This window comes from Castellaniella sp., assembly GCF_036379515.1.
Taxonomy (GTDB): Bacteria; Pseudomonadota; Gammaproteobacteria; order Burkholderiales; family Burkholderiaceae_B; genus Castellaniella.
Genome location: NZ_DASVGN010000009.1, coordinates 1 through 21,863, shown reverse-complemented (window position 1 = coordinate 21,863; position 21,863 = coordinate 1). Strand labels below are relative to the sequence as shown.

Here is a 21,863-nt window from a genome sequence, read left to right as displayed (position 1 = left end):
GTGAACGGCATTCGCGCCGGTCACCTTCTTTTTTATCAATTGGGAACGCACAAATAGCCGCTTGTCAGGCCATCTGCCGAGGCCGAGGCGCCACTCTCGGATACCTGCAGGGTATTGAAGCCGAAAGGACAAAAGCAGCCCCCGGTATAGGGGTTCGCGGTCGTAGTACCCAACGAATTTCTGCAGCCGCGCCGGCTGTTGATGAGATAGCCGCCGCCCGATGCGCGGGCGATCAGTTCCCATTTACCCTGGCGACACAGCACCACCCCCGGGAAGCTGCGATCACGGCCCAGTGCGCCTTCAGCCTCACAAACAGCGCCTGCATCCCATCCTTCTTCGAGCACCACGCTCTCACGCGCGATCAACTGCCTGTCACTGCGGATAGGGCCTTGCACCGAAAGATTCCCTTGGAAATCCGGATCTCGAGCATCTCGTACACGGAGGAAATCGCCAGTATCGCCCGAGCTCGAGGTGCCGCCTGGCCCAGGCGATCCATTGTGTGCCACCAACAAGGCCACCATGCCGGGAACCCAGGGGCCCGAGCCAGATGGAAACAGGACGTGCTGACCCGCACCACTGAAGGCATCCGGACGGTGCGGCCAAAGCACCAAGCCGCGGCCTTGAGCCGCCATCAGCCACTCTGCAACGAGCCCTTCATCCGGCACCTGTCGACCATTCTCCAGCGGCGACAGTGTGTGAACCAGTGCCCGCAAGGGGCACGCCGCTTCAGCACAGCCGCCATCGCGCCAAGCCACGACGCCCAAGGACTGGCCCATGGGGCCACGCATCTGCCACCCCGCATGCAGCACGCCAAGGGATTTCAGCGCATCCCAGCCTGGCACGTCGACAAGTTGTGTTCCAGGGCCTCCCGTCCCTTCTCGAAGCGAACGGGAACCCTCCTGATCCAGATAGCCCTGCACGGCATCGCGAGCAGCCTCCATCCAGGTCGCCAGACTGCGAGCCTGAAGCACGCGGACCCGGTCAGCCCATTCGCGGCCCGTCCAGACTGCCAGGACCATCGCAACTGCAGCCACCACCATGAGTTCGATCAGCATCGAGCCCTTCTGTGCAGTCTGCAAATCGCGGTGAGGTCGCGCCTGTCGCCTACAGGACATAAAAAACAAAGTGGTTCACATCACCCCGACCACAGGCCGACTCCGTCGCCAGCGCACTATAGGGAACATCCACGTCTTTCACGGTCTGCAGGGAGCCCGCATCTGAACTGACCTGGATGCGATCGGCAACCCGCTGCATCACGGACGCAATGGACGGACACGCGACGTGACTCACATCCCTGAGCCGCAGCAAAAACCCGGCCCCGGAATCCACCGGCTCGACTTCGATGGTCCCGCGTCCACCCAGGCCATGCAGGATCGTGCCGTCAGAAAGCCGACTAAGCACCGCCGAATCAGTCACCATGGAAGCCAGATTTCGAGTGGTAAGCCCCTCATAGGGCGACTCACCGGAAGTTCCTGCATTGACGCGGGTATACATGATGAAACGCGCCAATTCCTGGCCTACCTTGGGAACCTTGTTTTCCAGCACGTAGCTGCCTATCGTTGGAATACCAATCACTGCAATCAGCAGGACAATCGCAGTAACAATGGACACCTCGACGAGGGAAAACCCACGCTGTTGCTGCAAACGAGATACGTTTTGGACGGATTGCCTCTTCATGCTTTTCTCCTTTGCCAGTCCCCCGGCGACCACCGCTCACCTCTATTGGCTAGCGTGAAACATCATCCAGCCGCGCCGCAGTTCGTCGATGGCCACGTAGTGCCACAGGCCAACTCCCAGCACCATCGAAACCCCTGTCAACAATACTGTCCAGCGCAGAAACTGAGCCTGAAGGCGCACCCGAGGCAGCCATGAAACAGCCATACGTTCATGAGTCATGCGTAGAGCCTGCGACAGCCCACATGCCAGTGACATGTCCTGCAAATACCAATACAGATCGTGGTCCAGAAGCCCGACATCAAATGCCGCAACGTCCGCAAATCCCTGGTCGATACGCTGCCGCATACGATCCAGATAACTTGCCAGCCAAGGGCTGGCCTGCTGTACGAACAGAACCACGACTGAACGCAATTGAATGGATCGCCCCGATTCCACTTGCAGCAAGATGCCGATCAAGGCAACCGCACGGAGCGCCTGCACCTGCCGATACAACCTCCAGGGGCCGTATCGATCGAGGACGCGGCGGAACGGCCCCTGAGCACGGGGCAAGGCGTACCAGGTTGCCGACAGCGCAGCACAAGCGGCCAGAGGACCAACGAACCCCCAATCCCGCAAAAACCGGGCAACCGAAAACAAGGCATGCGTCCAATCCCCTTGATAGGCTTCAGGCAGACCTTGGAATGCTTGCTCCAATGCGGGCACCGTCCACAACGGCAGCGCCATCCACAAGAGGCTGACCACGAGGAGCGCCACGGCGGCAACCCCCAGAGTGCTCCACAGAAGACGCTGTGCCTGCAAAAGAAGGGACAAGTGATTGGCCAAGGCGCGAAAACAACCCAATAACCGTGTGTTTCCAAAACTTTGAGCCGCACGAATCAACGCCAGCTCATCCGCTGGCAGGCAGCCCCGCCACGTCAAATAGAGATCTCCCCCTGCACTCTCGCACACACGAGCCCACCGCCTCGAAAGCCGGCCACGCACCGTCCCCGCGCCATGACGAAGCGCATCGCGTTCGAAAAGTTCTCGTATCGTCAGCCCGCCCTGAACCTGCTGCAAGACAGCATGCAAATACTCGAGGTAGTCAGCCCTGCGCGATGCAAATCGCCAGGCGTCCACCCGCAGCACAAGCCGATCCCACACCGCCGGCAGCCCGTTCATGCGCCTCCCACCTGGGAGTTCTGACAGCGCATCCGTCCGGCACGCAAGGCCAGCGTTTCAAAGGCGACGAACCGCTGCTCCACGTCGCGCGGATCGACGCGCCCCTGAAAAACCTGTTCCATGGCATGTGCCATGGCGCTTTCGCGGTGTATCGGCAAATAAGGGTCATGGGGACCATCGCCCCAAGACAGTCCAGGCTCGAGCAATTCAGCCGCCACCACACGGCCACGGTAGCCTGCAAGCTCGGGCAATTGCGGCTGAACGCAACTTCGACAGCCTTCAGGATTACGCACACACACGGTCGACACATCCCCCGACCAATAATCTCTCATCCATGTGCGCCAGGACTGCCAGTACGTAAGTTCGCCCCCGCCTTGACGAGCGAGTTCCTCTACCGTCGCGGGGAGAGCACATTCTGGGCAGAGGCGCGGCAGAAGGACCTGATACACCAGCAGCTTGAGTACCCCGACCGTATCCAGAAAGTCACGAGGTACTCCAATGAACTTGGAAGCGAGACGATCAGCGATGGCACGCGCAGATGGGGCATGTACCGTGGTGTAGACGTTGACTCCAGACCCCACCAGATCCATGAACGCCAACCCGCTTTCCGCATCGCGGATTTCGCCCAGCAGGACATCTGACATCGCCGACCTTTTGACGGTCCGCAATTTGGTGGCATAGCGATCATGAGCGCCTCGTCCCAGGTCTCGCTCTATCGTGTTCTGAATGGCACCCGAGATTCGATATTCAACCGGCTCTTCCAGCGTAATGACCTTGCGGTAATCAGGCAGGCGCCGGATCAAGGCGGCCAGCGTGGTGGACTTCCCCGAGCCGACCGTCCCCGCTAGAACCACGGCGCCTCCCTCGGCGCACATGACGCGATCAAACTGTGCAATCTGCGCCGGGCGATAGCCGAGTTCCTGAAGGGACACCGCCCTGAACGGCGCATGACGCTCGAGCAACCGCAAGCACACACTCGGGCCGCAATCGGACGCCAACGACGCCCACCGCAAGACCAGATCGCGGCCGTCGACCCGGCGCACGAGGCTCCCTTGCTGCTCAATGAGAGGATCGAAGACTGCTCCGTTTCCACCCTGAATATCCATCCAGGCCACCGCCAGAACTTCCATCATCAGATCGGTCGGCATGTGACGAAAACGCTCTGGTGCCACGTAGCGCCCCGCCACGGAATATCGGACGTCAGACTGTGCCGCGGCCCGGTCCACGTTCAGGTGCAGGTCGGTCGCACCATGCCGAAAGCCCCATTCGACCAAGTCTTGAAAAACACCTGCCAGTGCAGTCGGAGTCCTGACCGCTGCAGGTGCCGCCGGACCAAGAGACAGACTCCCGTCAACGCTCCGGGAAAGCGCGAGCAACAAGGCAGGCGGCAACACGTAGCGGTCGGGTTCCGAAGGGATCCGACCCAAAGCGCGGACCCGGCGCAACAGCGCGTCGGCCTGGTCACCGGCGACGTACTCTGCGCGTGCAAACAAGGTCACTGTCCCGTCCTCGCGTTCCACCGGACAGATTCTGTCTGCGAGACTCCGAACTCCGAAGGTCTGAACCAACACGCGCGTCACGGCTGGGCGCAACGCCGCAATCTGTGCGGCATCATCGAGGGCGCCTACTCGCGCGACATTGAAAGGCGCCGAGGGTTCCGCCAGCGTCCAGGATACAGTCGGCTTCATGGACGGGCTTCCCCCAACAGCATGCGCAAGCACAACGAATGCCTGTCCTCACCTCGCTCGAGCTGGACGCAGGCGCCGTTCATCCCCCGCAGCTGGTAGACACCGGAATCACCCGCATACCCTGCAGGATGAACCTGGCCTTTGACGTACAGGTAAGACTCGCGACCCACCTGAACCTCGGCCATCAAGGCACGCCCAACACCGTAAAGCGCCACCAATCGCGGTGCAAGCACTGCGTGGGAAGCCGCACCGGACACTGGAGGCCCCCCTCGCGCAAGGGCGGCGCCACCCGAGCGGGCATCGCTCAGGGCTCTGTTCAAATCCTGCTGCATCAGTTCCCGGACGGACAGAGACTCCCAGTCCCCCACAACCGGATCAGCAGCCACCGCAGCTGCGCAGAAAACCCATGCGCCTACACCGCTCCAGAACCGCCCCAGGCGCACCGAAACCTGCAGATGGCCAACCTGTCTTCTACGCATTCTCATAGACGACCCCTTCCAGATGCAGAATCAAACGCCCCGTTCGCAGACCCGCGCGGGCTGCAGGGGCCACTGTCAACACAGCTTTCTGCCAGGACACCGGCCGGGCCAACGGCACCAGCAACGAAATGGACTGCAGAGGCGCCTGAACACGCAACACCCTCGTGACAGGCACCTGCAAACTCTCCGGCCGGGGGAGGTCCCTGCCTTGAGCATCACGCGGAACCGTAACGCTGAGTGCTCGTGCGGGTTCAAGCTGCAACTTCGAGAACGCGGGAAGAATGTCCTGCAACGCGCTCGCCCAATCTCGTTCCAGAACCTGGCTGGAGGGTAAGGCGCCCAGGTCCGGCAGCGACGAAGCCAGGCTCAAAGACCAACGCACCAACGCACGATCCAGCGAGGGAAAATCCAAACGCCAATCGGCGGGCGCAGCCTGCATGAGGCCTCGGTTGTCCGCGTGGGGAAGTACCCTCCGATACTCGCCATGACACTGCCAAGGACGCTCGACACCCTTGGGCTCACACCGCAATGTCTGCAAACGCCAGCCCGCGAGTTGGAACGGCTGACGATAAAGAACGGCCAACAGATCACGCGTCCCTTCAGTGCCATGGATAGGACGGCGTACGACGGCATCGGCCAGCGCGCGTTCCCAAGACACCCGAGCCACCTGCTCCGCATCCTGAGCCACGGGGCGCACCCACCAGAAACGCCCTGCTGCGAACATGATCACCAGCGTCAGCACCAGCACCCAGACCCCCATGCCGAACAACCTGCGCACCGGATGCAACGCGGGCACAGACTTGGACTCGCGAGCCAACATCCGCAAAACGTCACGATCTTCAGTGGCACCGTCCCGCAGGGTTGCATCAAGAAATTCGAGATGGGGGTAGCTCACCCGCAAAGCCTCGACTGCACGATACGCAAGCTCCCGATCCGGATAACTGCGATCTGCTCGGACCAGCGCAACTCCCTCGTGACACGCAAGCACATGCCATGAATCGGCATCCAGCACGAATAGCCATGCCAAGGTCCCTGTCGGGTGACCATGCGCCATCAGAGCAGCGGCAGACCAGCACGCTTTGCGACGCGAAATACCTTGTGCCATGCCCAAGGCGGCGGGGGGTTCACCCGACACAGTGCGATGACTTGCACCGCTTCGCCGGGCGAGCGATGACACGCGAGTGGTCTCACCCAGCAACGGCACCCACTCCATCCCAAAGACGAGAGCGACCTGATCCACCTGAACGACACGCGACGGCTGCATGATTCAAGGACCCTCTTCAACCTGTGCGGTGATGATCAGCACAGTGGCCAGGCGCTGGTCGTTGAGCCGGTTGCCACCGCCCAGAATGGCGGGGAGCCCGGGCCCCAGCCTACGCTCGGAGGATTCAGCCTGACGACGCTCAAACCCGGACACGACCAGTGGTTGACCAGGCTGCAACGCCAATTGCTGCACGGTGCCATTTCCCTCGACGGTCAGCTGCTGCAGCTGCAAGGGGTTGGATTTGTCGCCAAAGGTCACCGTCTTCAAAGGCTGGGCAACGGTATTGTCATAAGCCAGCGACAGCAGAATCTGGCCATCTTCCTGGGCATCGGGCACCAGGGTCAACAAGGAGCCCACCGTCTCCTCTTTCTGATTGACCGACACGGCGGGAACAGCCAAGCCGTTAGCCCCAGTGAGGGGAGTCGTCTCTACCCGATCAATGTACGAAAACGTGGTGCGCACTGCATGGGTGACCGGACGCCTGTTGAGACTGAGCATGGGTACGCTGCTGCGGCGCACGAGTTGCACGGATTCGCCCAGCGCACGAACGACGGCCTCGCTGCCGCTCATTGGCCCCTTCGTGATACCGACTGCCAGTTGACCGACCGGGCCGGACGTCACCCCCGGCAAGGCGAAGCCGGCGGCCAGGCGTGCCCCCGAAAACACTAGATTCCAGTCCAGACTTGCCTGCGCCTGTTCACTGAGGGCGACCGTCAATTCTTCAAAGAGCAGACGAACACGCCGTGTCAGTGCCCGGTTCTCCTGCTCCAGGTAGCGCGCAATGCGTGACAGGACCTCGGGCGTGTCCGTGACCACAACCGAGGAACTGGCTCCGGATTCGGCAACCAGGACCCCCGATCGCGATAGAAAGGGCTCGATGCGCGCCCGGATGGTCTTCATCACATCCTGGTCACTGCCCGTCAAGCGTGTGCTGGACGCGCTGACGAATCCTCCTTCAGCCTGATTGCGCCCCAAGCCCAAGGACGCTTGCGCACGAGCGTCCAACGTAAGCGCGTGGACATTGAAGACGCGGGTATCCGTGCGGAAAAACTCGATTCCATCAGTGCCATAACGCCAGCGCACGCCCAAATGAGCGGAGAGGCGGTCGAGAATCTGAGCCAGGGGGGCTGGCCCGGAAGCCAATGCAAACGCCTGCGCGGGTGCCTGTGTCGGCGCAAGCCCTTGAGTCGATTGTCCTGTCAGACGCGGCAGAAAATGGGATTCTGGAAGCAGCGCGTCAGGACGCACGCGCACGGGGATCCCCGTGACTGCCGTCAGGCGCCGGGCAATTTGCCGCAAATCGTCGGTCCCGTCGACAAACAGCAGTGTTGTCTGTACGTCGGCCCGCAATGCCGCAGGCAGCGTCAATTCGCGTGCCAAAGGCTGCGGCCTGCCAGCAATCCAGGGCTTGTCGACCCGCTGCGCGGCGCGGCGCTGTTCGATGTCGGTAAGACTCTGGGAGAACGTGTCATGCTCACGGCTCACCGATTGATCGGCGGCCTGAAACCGCTGTGTCGCCTCACGCAAGCGATCAGACAGCGCACATCCGGACAACACGAGCGCCAGGCCCAGCACACCCGCAGCACACCGTGGCGCAGAAAGGCAGCCCTGCGCGGGCCACGCAGCAGGACAGTTGCGGGGCTGAGGCCTCATGACGCCGCCCCCGCCATCTGCGTACGATCGCAACGCTGCGCAAACGGGACGACGCGCAAGACACGATTGGCATAAAAGCACGGCTGCAGCGGCCGATCACCGAGCTCGGTGGCTGCCAAAAGATCCCGCACGGCGGGGATGAACTCAGGACCAAACTCTGCCGACCCGGCCAAGGGGATGTCCACATCCACCGCCCAGTGCTGGGCTTCAAACGTCCACCCTGAACGCTTGGCCCACCGCCCCAAGGTGCGGCGGATGTTGCCGTCCGCGGGCGTCGCCTCATAAGGCGCCGTAGCCGCAGGGACCAACATGGGCTTTCCAGCCGGAGTCGCAGGAACAACAGAAGGCACGGGGGACGGTGGTGGAATGGGCACGGGAGCCGGCGGTACGACAGGGGCGGCGGCCTGCAGGGGAAGCGGAGCAGGTCCAGTGGCAGTTGGCCTCACAGTGGGCTTGTCAATTGCAAACACCCCCGCAGGTGATTCCGGCGACACAACCACCGACGGCTCCACTGCGCCCCCGGGTGAATCCATCGAGTCCGACGCCAGCAGATCTTTACGTTTGTGCCAGACTTCGGCCTGCAAGTGCCCGCCTCTCAGAATCAGGCGCTCAGGCACTTCCGGGACCACCAGAAAATCCCCTTCGCGACGTGGCTGCAGAAGGCGGTCACCCGACGCCGTACGCCCAAATACCGCGGGAACCGGCTGATCCGACGGATACTGCAGCCACGTCTGACGACCATCGTCGAAGACCTGCAGCGGGGCGAGCGAAGGGTCCCCCGAGATCTGCCAATCAAAATGAAATTGCGCAGGTGAATCTGATGAAGACAGGCCTGCGAGCAGGCGCCGCCAAGCCTGATCGGCCGGTGTTGCACACCCTGCGAGCATCGCCACCAGCAGTGCTCCACCCAGAATCTTCACCATGCCGCCCCCGAAAAAAAAGCACCTGACCGAATCGGACAGGTGCCTATGGTGACGGGCCCGCGGCGGGCGCGCCAGATCGGAAACTACGAACGGAGAAAAGTGTCTACTTTCTGTGCGAAGTGCTGGCCTTGGCCCTGTGGTGCACCGGTCGGGTGCTCTTGTGTGAAGCAGCCTCAGGAGCACCTTGATGCGCCAGCTGATTGCCCTCGAAGGCCGCCGTGTTCAAGGCCGTCACGGCAGACTGCTTGCCGTCGAGCGCGTTGTCAATGATCTGCTCGAAGCGGGCATGGATCGCCGGGTAATTGCGGATACGGAAGCCCTGCGAAGTGACCGCGCCGCGCATGGCATATACGGCCACCAGGTTGCGCCACTGCCCCAGGTTGTTGTAGTAGCTGGCAGGCGTCTGCTCGAAAGCAGCCTGCGTGAGCGGCAGATAGCCCGTTTGCTGGTACCAGCTGGCTGCCTGCTTGGGTTGCGCCATCCAACCCAGGAAAGACGCGGCAGCGTCAGTGACTGGTTTGCTGCTCTTCATGACCCACAGAGCCGAGCCGCTGACGAATGGGTTACCGGGCGACCGGGTCACGTCGGGGTAGTACGGCAGACCGGTGACGGCGTAATGCAAGTTGCGTTGCCCGCTGAACTCGCCAATGTGGTCCGAGCTGGACATCAGCACGGCACATTCGCCTTGGCCAAAGCGTTGGATGGAACGCACACCCGCATCCGGGCGCACCATGATTTCCGAACGCACCCAGGTCACCATCAGCGACAGGTGCCGCACGTAGGTAGAGTCAAATGAAAAGCTGGGCAGCCCCTTGGCCTTCAGACCGTTGTCGGCGCTGGCGTAGAGCTGGTTGTTGACGGCTGCCAGGTTTTCAAGGTTGATGGACACCGGCAGATTGGAAGTCAGCGGGCAGCTGCGTGAGCCATTGTTGGCCAGCGTGACCAGTTGGGCTTGCAGCTCCATCCAGGTGCGCTGCGGGACCGGCGGGTTCAGCTTGGCCTTCTTGAAGGCATCTTCGTTGTAGTACATCACCGGAATGCGCAGCATGGACGGAAACGCCATGAGCTGGCCCTTGGGGTCCCGCACGAAGGCGTTGTCGGACGACAGGAACCAGCGCACGTTCTTCAGGGCGGGCAGCTTTTCCAGCGTGTAGAACGGCTGCACGTAGGGGCGCCCGGCGATGTCATCCAGGCTGTGGTTGTCGCCCATCTGTGCCAGCGCGGGAAGCGTCTTCGTGGCGGCGGCGGCCGTCAAGGCCTGGTCCAGCGCCTGCGGCGTGGCAAAGGCCTTCAGGGTGACCTGAACACCCGACTGGCTCTGGTTGTAGCTTTTGACCAATGCCTGGAACGCCTCGGCATTATGGCCCGACATGGAATACCACACGGGTACTTCAGTCGCGGCCAGCGCCGGTACGGACACGGCAACCGCAGCCAATGTCCAGATAGCACGAAACCCCGGGCGCAAGGCTCCGGGGCCGAATGGATGCTTCATCTTCAATCAATCCAAAAAAGGAAAATCGACTTCAGGCGTTTGGCCAGATACGAGGTCGGCCAACGCCCGCCCCGAACCAGCCCCCATGGTCCAACCCAAGCCCCCATGACCTGTATTCAGATACAGGTTGCGAAGCCGTGTGCGGCCAATGAGCGGCACGCTTGAAGGCGTGGCAGGCCGCAGGCCGGACCAAAACTGAACATTAGCAAAATCCAGGGCACTTGGAAACAAATTGCGCGCGTGCTCCACCAGCTGATTGCAACGGGCTGTATTCAGGGCGCGCGCATAGCTGCCGATCTCAACGGTGCCCGCCACGCGCAAGCGATTGCCCATCCGCGCCGCCACGATTCGGGCCTCGTGGTCCACCAGGCCGACGTTCGGCGCTGCGGCAGGATCGTGCAGCTCGAAGGTGGCCGAATAGCCCTTTGCCGGATAGACCGGGCACGAAACTCCCAGGGGCCGGGTCAGCATGGGAGTGAAGCTGCCCAATGCCAGCACATAGGCGTCGGCATGCAAGGGCCGGAAAAACCCGTCGGGCTCTACCAGCTCGGCCACGGACACGCGGCCATTGACCGGTACCAGGCGGTTGACCCGGGTGTTGAAACAAAAAGTGACACCTGCAGCCTGGGCACGCTCGGCCAGGGCCTGGGTGTACAGGTGCACGTCACCCGTTTCATCGGCTTCCGAGTAATCGCCCCCCAGAATTCCTTGCGCCGAGGCCAGGGCCGGTTCCAGCCGCACGACCTCGTCTCTGTCGACGAGACGCCGATCGACCCCCAGCTCGCGCATGAGGGCTGCGCTGACACGCGCCTGTTCCAGGGCCTTGGCCGTGCGATAGAACACCAGAATGCCGCGGGTGGACTGGTCGTAGGAAAGCCCCAGTTGCGTCCGCATGGCCTGCAGGGTCTCGCGACTGTAGCGCGACAGATTGACCATGGCTCTGAGATTGGTCGAAAAGCGTGCAGAGCGGCACTGCGCCAGGAAGCGCAGGCACCACACCCATTGATGCGGGCTCAGCCGCAGCGACAGCTGCAAGGGCGCGTCGGCGCGACCCAGCCAGTGCAGCAGCGTATGCAGCGTCTGCGGGCTCGCCCAAGGTTCAGAATGGCAGACCGAGATGTGCCCCCCGTTGGCCCGACTGGTCTCCAGCGCGGGCTGGGCGCGTCGCTCCACCACCACGACTTCATGCCCCGCCTGGGCCAGCCACCATGCACTGGAGACCCCCACGACACCAGCACCCAGAACCGCAACCTTCATGATCAGCCCCCGACTTTGTCGGCCTCTGAAGTAAACGCATCGGCAAAAAAAGCATCCCTCGCCAGGCCGCAGCGTTGCACGAAGTCACGGCGTGCCGCCTCGACCATTGCAGGCGCGCCGCAAGCGTATACCTGATGCCCGGACAGGTCAGGCAGATCCTGGATTACGGCGTGGTGCACCCATCCGGTGCGCCCGGCCCAATGATCTTCAGGCGCTGCATCGGACACCACCGGAACGAAGCGGAAGCCAGGCAGCGTCTGGCACCAGCTCTCCGCCAGCGCGGACTGGTACAAATCGGAAGGCCTGCGCCCACCCCAATACAGTACGGCAGGCCGGCTGTCACCGCGCGCCAGCATGCCCTCGACTATGGCCTTGATGGGCGCAAAGCCCGTACCGCTTGCCAGCAGCACGATGGGACGCGGATCTTCTTCGCGCAAAAAGAAGGAACCCAGCGGCCCTTCGATACGCAGGATGTCGCGTACCTTGAGCGGTGTTTCACCCTCGCCAAAAATGCGGCCCGTGAAAGCCCCGCCCACCATATGACGGACGTGAATCTCGACCCGATGATCGACGGCCGTCGCACACGCCAGGGAATAGCTGCGCCGCCGGCCATCCTTGAGCAGAAACTCAAGATACTGCCCGGGTGAAAAATGAAAGGCCTCGGCCGACGGCAGCTGCAATGTGACGCGCATGACGTCAGGCGCGAGCAGATCCAGTCCCTGAACCCGCACCGGCATCTTGCGCACGACGACGTCACTGGCCAGACGAACCTCGTTCGCCTCGATCACCAGATCGGACGACGGGCGCGCCTGACACAGCAAGGTGTAGCCCTGTGCCAGGTCGGCACCATCCAGAATGCGGGCAGGCGCCGGGCCGGCGTCGTAATCTCCCGACACCACACGCCCACGGCAGGTGGAGCAGGTGCCGTTGCGGCAGCTGTAGGGCAACACCAACCCGGCCGCCAGCGCGGCATCCAGCACCGTCTGGCCTTGCGCAACCGGGAACTCCTGCCCCCCCGGCTGCACCGACACCTTGAAACTCATATCCCGTCCCATGATTGCTTATGGCTGCATTTTAGGCCTGATCACCGCCAGATTCGGGACCTGACCAGAGGCTGGGCTGCTTGATGCGCGTGTTGAGCAGCTTGCCCTTGCGCGCCCGGTGACCGCAGTACTCCGCCAATTCTTGAGGATCGAGGGTCAGTTCAGTATCACGCGCACGGTAAACCCCGCGCAATACCACCCCGGTGGGGCCGACCGCGGCCCACTGCGCCAGACGATCGGCGGCATCCAGCCCTATCAAAATGGTGCCGCGCCCCCCACTGGACAAGGTCTTGAGCTCGGCAAGCCCCACCACCAGGAACTTGCCATGCTGAGTCAGCAATGCCACCCCCACGTCATCGGGTCGCAGCACGAGCGGCCTGAGCAAAGTATCCCCCTTGCTCAAGGTGATGAACTGTTTGCCGGCCCGCTGTCGTGTGGCAAGGTCGCCCAATTGCGCCACGAAGCCATACCCGGAAGCGGCGCCCAGCAGCAACCGATCATCTGCATCCCCCGCCAGCACATGCGCCACCCGACTGCCCGGCTCGAGATCCACCATGGCCGAGAGCGGTTGCCCGTCACCCCGCGCCGAGGGGATATTGGCCACGGGCACACAGTAGGTACGGCCCGTGCTGGAAATTGCCGTGACGTCCTGGGTCGTACGGCACTCCAGCGTGCCGTACAGGCTGTCACCCGCCTTGAAACTGAACTGTGCGGGATCGTGCCCATGTCCCTGGCGCGCCCGCAACCAGCCTTTTTGCGAGACCACGATCGTCACCGGCTCATCGACCACCTGCACTTCCATCACGGCGCGGTCGGCACTCTGGATCAGGGTGCGACGATCATCGCCATACTGCTTGGCGTCAGCCTCGATTTCGCGAATCATCAGACGCCGGAAGGCGCTGGGATTGTCGAGCAGATTCTGCAGTTCGGCCTGCTCGCCGCGCTTCTGTTCGAGCTCTTGCTCAATCCGGATACCCTCGAGCCGTGCCAATTGCCGCAAACGCATTTCGAGGATGTCATCGGCCTGGCGCTCACTGAGATGAAAGTGTTCCATGAGCGCGGCGCGCGGCTCCTCCGCCTCGCGAATCGTACGAATCACCTCGTCGACGTTCAAGTAGACGATGCTGCGTCCTTCCAGGATATGGATGCGATCCGAGACCTTGTCCAGGCGATGGCGCGTGCGCCGCAGGATGGTCTGTGAGCGAAACGCAAGCCACGATTCCAGCACTTGCCTCAGGCTGCGCTGTCCTGGGCGGCCATCGGTATCGATGCACACCAGGTTCACGGGTACGTTGCCTTCCAAACCGGTACGTACCAGCAGCAGATTGACGAATTCATCACGGTCCACGCGGCTGGTCTTGGGCTCGAAGACCAGCCGCACGGCGGCCTGCTTGCCCGATTCATCCCGCACCGAATCCAGCATGTTCAGCACCAGCGCACGGGTCTGCTGCTGCTCGGCCGTCAGGGACTTCTTGCCCGCACGCGGCTTGGGGTTGGTCAGCTCCTCGATGGCTTCCAGGATCTTTTGCGACGAAGCGCCAGGCGGCAGCTCTGTTACGACCCACTGCCACTGACCCCGGGCAAGATCCTCGAAATGCCAGCGTGCGCGCGCCTTGAGCGTGCCGCGCCCTGTGGAATAAATCTGGGCGATGTCTTCGACCGAAGAAATGATCTGGCCCCCGCCCGGGAAATCCGGCCCAGGGACTTGTGCGTACAGCTCTTCATCGGTCAGCGCGGGTTTGCGCAACAAAGCGACGCACGCCCCCGCAATCTCGCGCAAATTGTGCGAGGGAATTTCGGTGGCCATCCCCACGGCGATGCCAGAGGCACCGTTGAGCAGCATGATGGGGAGCCGCGCGGGCAGGCACACGGGCTCTTGCTGGCTGCCATCGTAGTTGGCGATGAAATCTACCGTACCCTCGTCCAGCTCATCGAGCAACAGGCGCGAAAACGGCGTCAGCCGCGCCTCGGTATAGCGCATGGCGGCCGCATTGTCGCCGTCCCGAGAACCGAAGTTACCCTGGCCATCGACCAAGGGATAGCGCAGCGCAAAGTCTTGCGCCATGCGGACCATGGCGTCATACGCCGCCTGATCGCCGTGAGGGTGGTATTTGCCCAGCACATCCCCCACCACTCGCGCCGACTTCACCGGACGCGAAGTCGGCCCCAGGCCCATGGCATCCATGGCATACAAAATACGGCGCTGCACCGGCTTCTGGCCGTCCGACACTTCGGGCAACGCACGCCCTCGCACCACCGAGACGGCGTAGTCCAGATAGGCCTGCTCCGCATAATGCGCCAGCACCAGCCCCTCATCGTCACTCGCCGGCGGTGCGGCAGAAATCAAATCATCCATGCTTGTTCCTCAGACATCCAGATCGGCCAGATTGCCTTTCTCTTCGAGCCAGGTACGGCGCTGGGCGGCTTCGCCCCGCGCCATGAGCAGGTCGAACATGGTGGCTGACGCCTGCTTGCCCTCTCCACCATGGCGCACCTGCGCCAGGCGACGCGTATCAGGGTTCAGGGTCGTATCCCACAACTGTTCCGCATTCATTTCGCCCAGGCCCTTGAAGCGGCTGATGCGCCAGACACCTTCACGCAGCCCTTCGCCTCGCAGCTTTTCCTGCACCGCATCGAGCTCGGCCTGATCGAGGCAATAGAGTTTGCGCGCCGGGCGCTTGCCAGCAGCCGGGACGTCCACGCGAAAAAGAGGCGGGCGTGCAATGTAGACATGGCCTTCTTCGATCAGCCGGGGAAAATGGCGCAGAAACAGGGTCAGCAACAACACCTGGATATGGGCGCCATCCACGTCGGCATCCGACAGAATGCAGATCCGCCCATAGCGCAGGCCGCTGAGATCCGCGGACTCTCCAGGGGCGTGCGGGTCTACGCCAATGGCCACGGAAATATCGTGAATCTCCTGATTGGCAAACAGCCGGTCACGCTCAACCTCCCAGGCATTCAGGATCTTGCCTCGCAAAGGGAGAATCGCCTGGAATTCCTTGTCGCGCCCCATCTTGGCGGAGCCTCCAGCCGAATCGCCTTCGACCAGAAAGACTTCCGTGCGCGTTGCGTCGGACGATTCGCAGTCGGTGAGCTTGCCCGGTAGCACCGCGACCCCGGAACCCTTGCGCTTTTCGACCTTGCGGGCAGCGCGGCTACGCGCCTGGGCCTGGCCAATGGCCAGTTCGGCCAGCAGCTTGCCATATTCCACATTGGCGTGCAGCCACAATTCAAGCGCATTACGCAAGAACCCGCCGACCAGACGCACAGCGTCACGGCTATTGAGCCGCTCTTTGATCTGCCCCTGGAACTGAGGATCCAACACCTTGGCCGAGAGCACGAAGCTCGCCCGCGCGAACACGTCGTCCGGCAAGAGGCGTATGCCTTTGGGCAACAGGTTGTGCAGCTCTGCAAACGATTTGACGGCATTGAACATGCCTTCGCGCAGGCCCGATTCGTGTGTCCCACCGGCTGTCGTGGCGATGAGATTGACGTAGGATTCGCGCACCGTGGGCCCTTCGGTCGTCCAGGCCAGCACCCACTGCGCGCCCTCACCCGCCGCAAAATGCTCATCATCGGCGGTCGCATATTGCTGCCCTTCGAAGATCGGAACCAGAAGGGGCGTATCGCCCAGTTCTTCTGCCAGGTAGCCGCGCAACCCGGCTGCATAGTGCCATTCACGCGTCTGCGCAGTCTTTTCCAGCTCCAGCGTGACTCGGGTACCGGGCAGCAGCACCGCTTTGCTGCGCAACGCGTGTTCCAGATCGGCCAGGGGGATGGCGGCGTGATCAAAATAATGCGCGTCGGGCCAGACCCGCACCCGGGTTCCGGTGCGGCGTTTCCCCACGCTGCCCACGCGTGCCAGGGGTTCGATCACACCGCCATTGGCAAAGACCACGCGATACTCGCCGCCATCGCGCCACACGGTGACTTCCAGGCGAGTAGACAGTGCGTTGGTGACGGACACGCCCACGCCATGCAACCCGCCGGAAAATGCATAGGCCCCGCCATCGCCCTTGTTGAACTTGCCGCCCGCGTGCAAGCGGGTGAACACCAGCTCGACGACGGGCGCATGTTCTTCAGGATGATCCCCCACGGGAATGCCGCGGCCGTCGTCCTCAACCGACACGCTGCCATCGGCATGCAGAACGACGGCAATGCGGGTTCCAAAGCCCGCCAGCGCCTCGTCAGCAGCATTGTCGATGACTTCCTGGACGATGTGCAGCGGATTGTCCGTACGGGTGTACATGCCCGGGCGTTGGCGCACCGGCTCCAGCCCCTTCAGGACGCGGATCGACGATTCGTCATAGGAAGCACTAGCCACAGTTCCATCCATTTCGAGGTTCAAAAAGACGACTATTTTACGAAGTTAATGGTATGCTTACCGACATCCGGCCAGATTTGCCCAGCAGCGGTAATCACATCGGCCCAAGCCTTCCCTTTCTTTGCACTTGTGCCTACCCACTATGAGTGACTCCATCAAGCACGTGAGCGATGCGTCCTTTGAGACCGACGTGCTCCAATCCAACCTGCCTGTGCTGGTTGACTACTGGGCCGAATGGTGCGGCCCATGCAAGATGATCGCCCCGCTTCTCGAAGAAGCCGCCGGCAAATTTCAGGGCCGTGTCACCGTGGCCAAGCTCAATGTTGACGAAAACCCAGAAACAGCCGCCAAGTACGGCATTCGCGGCATTCCTACGCTGATGCTGTTCAAAAACGGCAAGATCGACACCACCAAGGTGGGTGCCTTGTCGCGCACGCAGCTGCAGGCTTTCCTCGACGAAGCCGTCTGACCTTCTTTCTTTCATTTCCTTCCGACTCCACACGCGCGGGCCCGATTCCGGGCTCGCCAACGATCCTACGATCTTCTCATACCCTCTCCCATGCACCTGAACGAACTCAAAGCACTGCACGTATCGCAGCTGCTGGACATGGCTGGCGAACTCGAAATCGAAAACGCCAATCGACTGCGCAAGCAAGAACTGATGTTTGCCATCATGAAGCGGCGCGCCAAGCAAGGTGAACAGATCTTCGGCGACGGGGTGTTGGAGGTCCTGCCCGACGGCTTCGGCTTCTTGCGCTCGCCCGAAACGTCCTATCTGGCCAGCACCGACGACATCTACATCTCGCCCTCGCAGATTCGGCGATTCAACCTGCATACGGGCGATTCGATCGAAGGCGAAGTCCGCACACCCAAAGACGGCGAGCGCTACTTTGCACTCGTGAAGGTCGACACCGTCAACGGCGTGCAGCCCGAGGCGATGAAGCACCGCATCATGTTCGAGAACCTGACGCCGCTGCATCCCGACGAGCCCATGGTGCTGGAGCGCGACCTGAAGGGCAAAGAGAACATCACCGGGCGCATCATGGACATCTTTGCGCCCATTGGCAAAGGCCAGCGAGCCCTCATCGTGGCCAGCCCAAAATCCGGCAAAACGGTGATCCTGCAGCACATCGCCCACGCCATCACGACCAATTATCCCGAAGCGGTCATGATCGTGATGCTCGTGGACGAACGCCCCGAAGAAGTAACGGAAATGCAACGCACAGTGCGTGGCGAAGTGGTGGCCTCCACGTTCGACGAACCAGCCACCCGCCACGTCCAGGTCGCCGAAATGGTGATCGAAAAAGCCAAACGCCTGGTCGAACTCAAAAAGGACGTGGTGATCTTGCTGGACTCGATCACTCGCCTGGCGCGCGCCTACAACACGGTCGTGCCAGCTTCCGGCAAGGTGCTTACAGGCGGGGTGGACGCCAACGCGCTGCAACGCCCCAAGCGATTCTTTGGTGCGGCACGCAACCTCGAAGAAGGCGGCTCGCTCACCATCATCGGCACTGCCCTGATCGAAACCGGCAGTCGCATGGACGAAGTCATTTACGAAGAATTCAAGGGCACGGGCAATTCTGAAGTGCACCTGGAACGGCGGTTGGCCGAGAAACGTATTTACCCGGCCATCAATCTGAACAAATCCGGCACGCGTCGCGAGGAGCTCCTGATCAAGCCAGAACTTCTACAGAAGGTCTGGGTGTTGCGCAAATTCATCCACGATATGGATGAAGTCGAAGCCATGGAATTCATCCTGGACAAAATCCGGGCCACCAAAAACAACGCCGAATTTTTTGACATGATGAAAAAATAAGCGAGCACCTTTGATGAGTCTAACTTCTGTTGATCAGTTCCTCTCCCAGGTGAAGGCCCGAGACCCGCACCAGCCTGAATTCATGCAGGCGGTGAGCGAGGTCATGCACAGCCTGTGGCCCTTCATTCAGAAAAATCCGCGCTACGCGAGCCAGGCATTGCTTGAACGCCTGGTCGAACCCGAGCGCGCGTTGCAGTTTCGCATCGCGTGGCTGGACGATGCCGGCCAGATCCGTGTCAATCGCGGCTTTCGCGTGCAGTACAACTCCGCGATCGGCCCCTACAAGGGCGGCATGCGCTTTCACCCATCGGTGAACCTGTCGATTCTGAAATTCCTGGGTTTCGAACAGACCTTCAAGAATGCACTCACCACGCTGCCCATGGGCGGCGCCAAGGGGGGATCGGACTTCGACCCCAAAGGCAAGTCCGACGCTGAAATCATGCGCTTTTGCCAGGCGCTGATGATCGAACTCTACCGCCACCTGGGCCCGGACACCGACGTTCCGGCAGGCGACATCGGCGTGGGCGGACGCGAAGTCGGCTTCATGGCCGGCATGCTCAAGAAGCTCTCGAACCAAAGCGCTTGTGGTTTTACGGGCAAAGGCCCGTCCTTTGGCGGCAGCCTGATCCGCCCCGAGGCCACTGGCTACGGGCTGGTGTATTTTGCCCAAGAGATGTTGCGTCACGCGAATCAGTCGTTGGAAGGCTACACCGTGTCGGTTTCCGGATCAGGCAACGTCGCACAGTACACCATCGAAAAATGCATACAGCTGGGCGCCAAGGTCATCACGGTGTCCGACTCACACGGCTGCGCTGTCGATCCTGAAGGCTTCACACCCGAAAAGCTGGCGACGCTCATGCGCATCAAAAACGAGCAGCGCGGTACCGTGCAAGACTACGCCCAACAGCTCAAACTGACCTACGAGGACGGCAAGCGTCCCTGGCACGTCCCCGTGGACGTTGCGCTTCCTTGCGCCACACAAAACGAACTCGAAATCGACGATGCCAAGGCGTTGATTGCCAACGGCGTGCGTTGTGTAGCCGAAGGCGCCAACATGCCCAGCACCATCGAGGCCGCCAGTGCCTTCATTGACGCGGGTGTGCTCTACGCGCCTGGCAAAGCCAGCAACGCGGGCGGCGTGGCGGTCTCTGGTCTCGAAATGGCCCAGGGTTCGCAACGCGTCTTCTGGACGCGTGAACAAGTCGATGCCAAGCTGCACGACATCATGCGCGACATCCACGAAAGCTGCGTAACGCACGGCACAGAAAACAGCCAGGTCAACTACCTTAACGGGGCCAACATCGCTGGCTTCGCCAAGGTGGCTGACGCCATGCTTGCGCAAGGCGTCTATTAAACCTGACGACCCTCGCCAGCGTTCACAAGAGGCTCCCCTGCTGGGGAGCCTCTTGTCATTCCGGCGCACCCGACAGCCCCCCCCGCCGGTGGGCTCAGTGTTCGACCGTCGAAGGCACGGTGGACGTCACCAGCGGGATGTCCTTCACCTTAGGATCATCCCAAGTGCCTGTGATGTCATAGTGCGCAGTCATGGCCTTTGCCAGCGGTGTCTTGAGCAGCCATTGCGTGACGAACGCCCCCAGCCCCACCAGGGGATTGATGGCAATGCCTGCCGCAATGGCAGCGCCGCTCACATCCAGATTCGGCACGACGACGGCCTGCAGGTTCAGTGTTTCATTGAGTATGTTGGTACTCCCATCGAGCAAGATGGTGCCAATAGAGCCAATGAGCTTGTAATCACGCACTTGTGCCTCACCATGATTCAGCGTGATCGACCCTCGCAACTGATCGAAAGGCACCCCTTCATGCAACAGGCCGGAGAGACCCGAATCCAGCTTGGTCAGGCGTGCAATCGACTGCAGCGACAGGAATTCCAGCAGTTTTGCCGTATGAGTGCCCAATCTGGGGAACCGCCCCTTATCCAGAGAAATCTGCAAGGCCCCTTGCAAGTCTTCTTTATTGTGGGTCCACGGCAAATTGCGCCAAGTGAAATCACCCTTCAGACTACCGGCACCACCGACCAGCATGTTCTTCCAGCCCGCCTGGTCCATCCAGGCACCCAGATCGTCCGTCTGCACGTGAGCGTTCAGGCTCAATCCGCGATCCAGGCCTCGCAGCCGCCAGGTCCCCGTGCCTTGCAGCTGCGTCTTGCCGTGCGCAATACTCAGGCGCTTCAGAGTCCAGATGTGCCGTATGCCGTCACGCTCGCCTTCAAGTGACAGCGCACCCATGGAGTGACCATACAGGTCGAAGCGGTCGGCTTGCAGCACGATGGCAGGAATTTCGAGATCATCATCAAACGAAGCCTCTTCGTCGACCTGGGCATCCGGCAGGAGTGCGTTGTTGTCGCGAGGGTCGTCACCCAGGCTCAAATGCGCAAAGCGGGCCGACATCTTCCCTTGTACCCGGCCGTCGAGTTCCTGCCACTTCACGGTGCCAGTCGTCTGACGCGAGCGGACATTCATGGACCAGGCATCGTCGGACGAGCGCACGACGCGCAACACGGCCTGATCCAGGCGAGTGCCCAGCAACCTCAGTTGATCAGCCTGTACCGAAAACGAACGCAAATCGGGCCACAGCGTGCGTCGGATCTTCCCCGCCTTGTATTCCTTGGTGCGACGCACAATCGAAAACTCATCGACCAGACGGTTCCAGACATCAAGATCAAACAGCGGGTAGACGATGTCCACCTGCAGACCTGGCGCCACAGAAGCCGCCTGGCCGATCCCTATGGCAGCCTGCTGAAAATATGGCCCATTGAGCTGTGCGCGGGTGTGGCGCAGCTCGACTCGCATGTCGCCGCCGTAGAGAATCTGCAGGGCATCGTCCTTGGGATCGGCATCCGTCCACTGAATCTTCAAGGTACGCTCCTGGTCAGCAGGCTTGGATAGCGGCGCCGGAAAATCCAGTGCCAACCCACGCGTGTCCGACTCCAACGCAAAGAGATAACCCTGCTTCTGACGGGTCAACTGCGCCTGATACGCAAGGCTTCCAGTGACGCGCTTCATGCCGGGCACATCGACCAGGCGCCCCAGCGCCACGGCCGTCGCCTTGCCCTTGAGCACCAGGCC

Annotated in this window: 17 protein-coding genes; 3 read left to right on the top strand and 14 right to left on the bottom strand. The window is 61.7% G+C overall.

Translation table 11 applies throughout. From position 1 onward, the window contains the following. Nucleotides 1-35: 35 nt before the first annotated feature. The 13 genes from VF285_RS02640 to VF285_RS02580 all read right to left on the bottom strand — a co-directional run bounded on the left by VF285_RS02640 (nucleotide 36) and on the right by VF285_RS02580 (nucleotide 16,886). Nucleotides 36-1,055 (bottom strand): hypothetical protein, encoded by a 1,020-nt coding sequence (locus VF285_RS02640; RefSeq protein ID WP_346951066.1) that lies wholly within the window; start codon nucleotides 1,053-1,055, stop codon nucleotides 36-38. 49 nt (nucleotides 1,056-1,104) lie between these two features. After that, nucleotides 1,105-1,677 carry a type 4 pilus major pilin gene (locus VF285_RS02635; RefSeq protein WP_346951065.1) on the bottom strand — a complete coding sequence of 191 codons (573 nt, stop codon included), beginning with the start codon at nucleotides 1,675-1,677 and terminating at the stop codon, nucleotides 1,105-1,107. A gap of 42 nt (nucleotides 1,678-1,719) precedes the next feature. Continuing rightward, the gene (locus VF285_RS02630; RefSeq protein WP_346951064.1) at nucleotides 1,720-2,835 is read right to left on the bottom strand and encodes a hypothetical protein; all 1,116 of its coding nucleotides are present in this window, start codon (nucleotides 2,833-2,835) and stop codon (nucleotides 1,720-1,722) included. Continuing rightward, nucleotides 2,832-4,523 (bottom strand): ATPase, T2SS/T4P/T4SS family, encoded by a 1,692-nt coding sequence (locus tag VF285_RS02625; protein WP_346951063.1) that lies wholly within the window; start codon nucleotides 4,521-4,523, stop codon nucleotides 2,832-2,834. The genes VF285_RS02630 and VF285_RS02625 overlap by 4 nt, the downstream gene beginning before the upstream one ends. Beyond that, nucleotides 4,520-5,008 (bottom strand): hypothetical protein, encoded by a 489-nt coding sequence (locus tag VF285_RS02620; protein ID WP_346951062.1) that lies wholly within the window; start codon nucleotides 5,006-5,008, stop codon nucleotides 4,520-4,522. Before VF285_RS02620 ends, VF285_RS02625 begins: the two co-directional genes overlap by 4 nt. After that, nucleotides 4,995-6,266 (bottom strand): hypothetical protein, encoded by a 1,272-nt coding sequence (locus tag VF285_RS02615; RefSeq protein ID WP_346951061.1) that lies wholly within the window; start codon nucleotides 6,264-6,266, stop codon nucleotides 4,995-4,997. Before VF285_RS02615 ends, VF285_RS02620 begins: the two co-directional genes overlap by 14 nt. A gap of 3 nt (nucleotides 6,267-6,269) precedes the next feature. Continuing rightward, nucleotides 6,270-7,919, bottom strand: a complete 1,650-nt coding sequence (locus VF285_RS02610; RefSeq protein WP_346951060.1) for a hypothetical protein — start codon at nucleotides 7,917-7,919, stop codon at nucleotides 6,270-6,272. Continuing rightward, nucleotides 7,916-8,842 (bottom strand): TcpQ domain-containing protein, encoded by a 927-nt coding sequence (locus tag VF285_RS02605; RefSeq protein WP_346951059.1) that lies wholly within the window; start codon nucleotides 8,840-8,842, stop codon nucleotides 7,916-7,918. The genes VF285_RS02610 and VF285_RS02605 overlap by 4 nt, the downstream gene beginning before the upstream one ends. A gap of 103 nt (nucleotides 8,843-8,945) precedes the next feature. Next, complete coding sequence (locus VF285_RS02600; RefSeq protein ID WP_346951058.1) at nucleotides 8,946-10,334, bottom strand: extracellular solute-binding protein; 1,389 nt, start codon at nucleotides 10,332-10,334, stop codon at nucleotides 8,946-8,948. A gap of 6 nt (nucleotides 10,335-10,340) precedes the next feature. Then, on the bottom strand, nucleotides 10,341-11,591 hold the full coding sequence (locus VF285_RS02595; protein ID WP_346951057.1) for a D-amino acid dehydrogenase: 1,251 nt from the start codon (nucleotides 11,589-11,591) through the stop codon (nucleotides 10,341-10,343). Nucleotides 11,592-11,593: 2 nt separating this feature from the next. Beyond that, nucleotides 11,594-12,634, bottom strand: coding sequence for a CDP-6-deoxy-delta-3,4-glucoseen reductase (locus tag VF285_RS02590; protein WP_346951056.1), 1,041 nt, complete (start codon nucleotides 12,632-12,634; stop codon nucleotides 11,594-11,596). Between the two features lie 31 nt (nucleotides 12,635-12,665). Then, nucleotides 12,666-14,990 carry a DNA topoisomerase IV subunit A gene (parC, locus tag VF285_RS02585; RefSeq protein ID WP_346951055.1) on the bottom strand — a complete coding sequence of 775 codons (2,325 nt, stop codon included), beginning with the start codon at nucleotides 14,988-14,990 and terminating at the stop codon, nucleotides 12,666-12,668. 9 nt (nucleotides 14,991-14,999) lie between these two features. Then, nucleotides 15,000-16,886, bottom strand: a complete 1,887-nt coding sequence (locus tag VF285_RS02580) for a DNA topoisomerase IV subunit B (protein WP_414648056.1) — start codon at nucleotides 16,884-16,886, stop codon at nucleotides 15,000-15,002. A 217-nt stretch (nucleotides 16,887-17,103) separates the two neighbouring features. Here VF285_RS02580 and trxA point away from each other — a divergent pair, with 217 nt between their 5' ends. From trxA to gdhA, 3 genes are all read left to right on the top strand, one after another. Further along, nucleotides 17,104-17,430 (top strand): thioredoxin TrxA, encoded by a 327-nt coding sequence (trxA, locus tag VF285_RS02575; RefSeq protein WP_346951053.1) that lies wholly within the window; start codon nucleotides 17,104-17,106, stop codon nucleotides 17,428-17,430. Nucleotides 17,431-17,520: 90 nt separating this feature from the next. After that, nucleotides 17,521-18,777, top strand: a complete 1,257-nt coding sequence (gene rho / locus VF285_RS02570; RefSeq protein WP_346951052.1) for a transcription termination factor Rho — start codon at nucleotides 17,521-17,523, stop codon at nucleotides 18,775-18,777. A gap of 13 nt (nucleotides 18,778-18,790) precedes the next feature. Next, nucleotides 18,791-20,131 carry an NADP-specific glutamate dehydrogenase gene (gene gdhA, locus VF285_RS02565; protein ID WP_346951051.1) on the top strand — a complete coding sequence of 447 codons (1,341 nt, stop codon included), beginning with the start codon at nucleotides 18,791-18,793 and terminating at the stop codon, nucleotides 20,129-20,131. Nucleotides 20,132-20,225: 94 nt separating this feature from the next. Here gdhA and VF285_RS02560 read toward each other — a convergent pair. Then, the coding region (locus VF285_RS02560; protein WP_346951050.1) for a YhdP family protein at nucleotides 20,226-21,863 on the bottom strand (1,638 nt) is incomplete at its 5' end.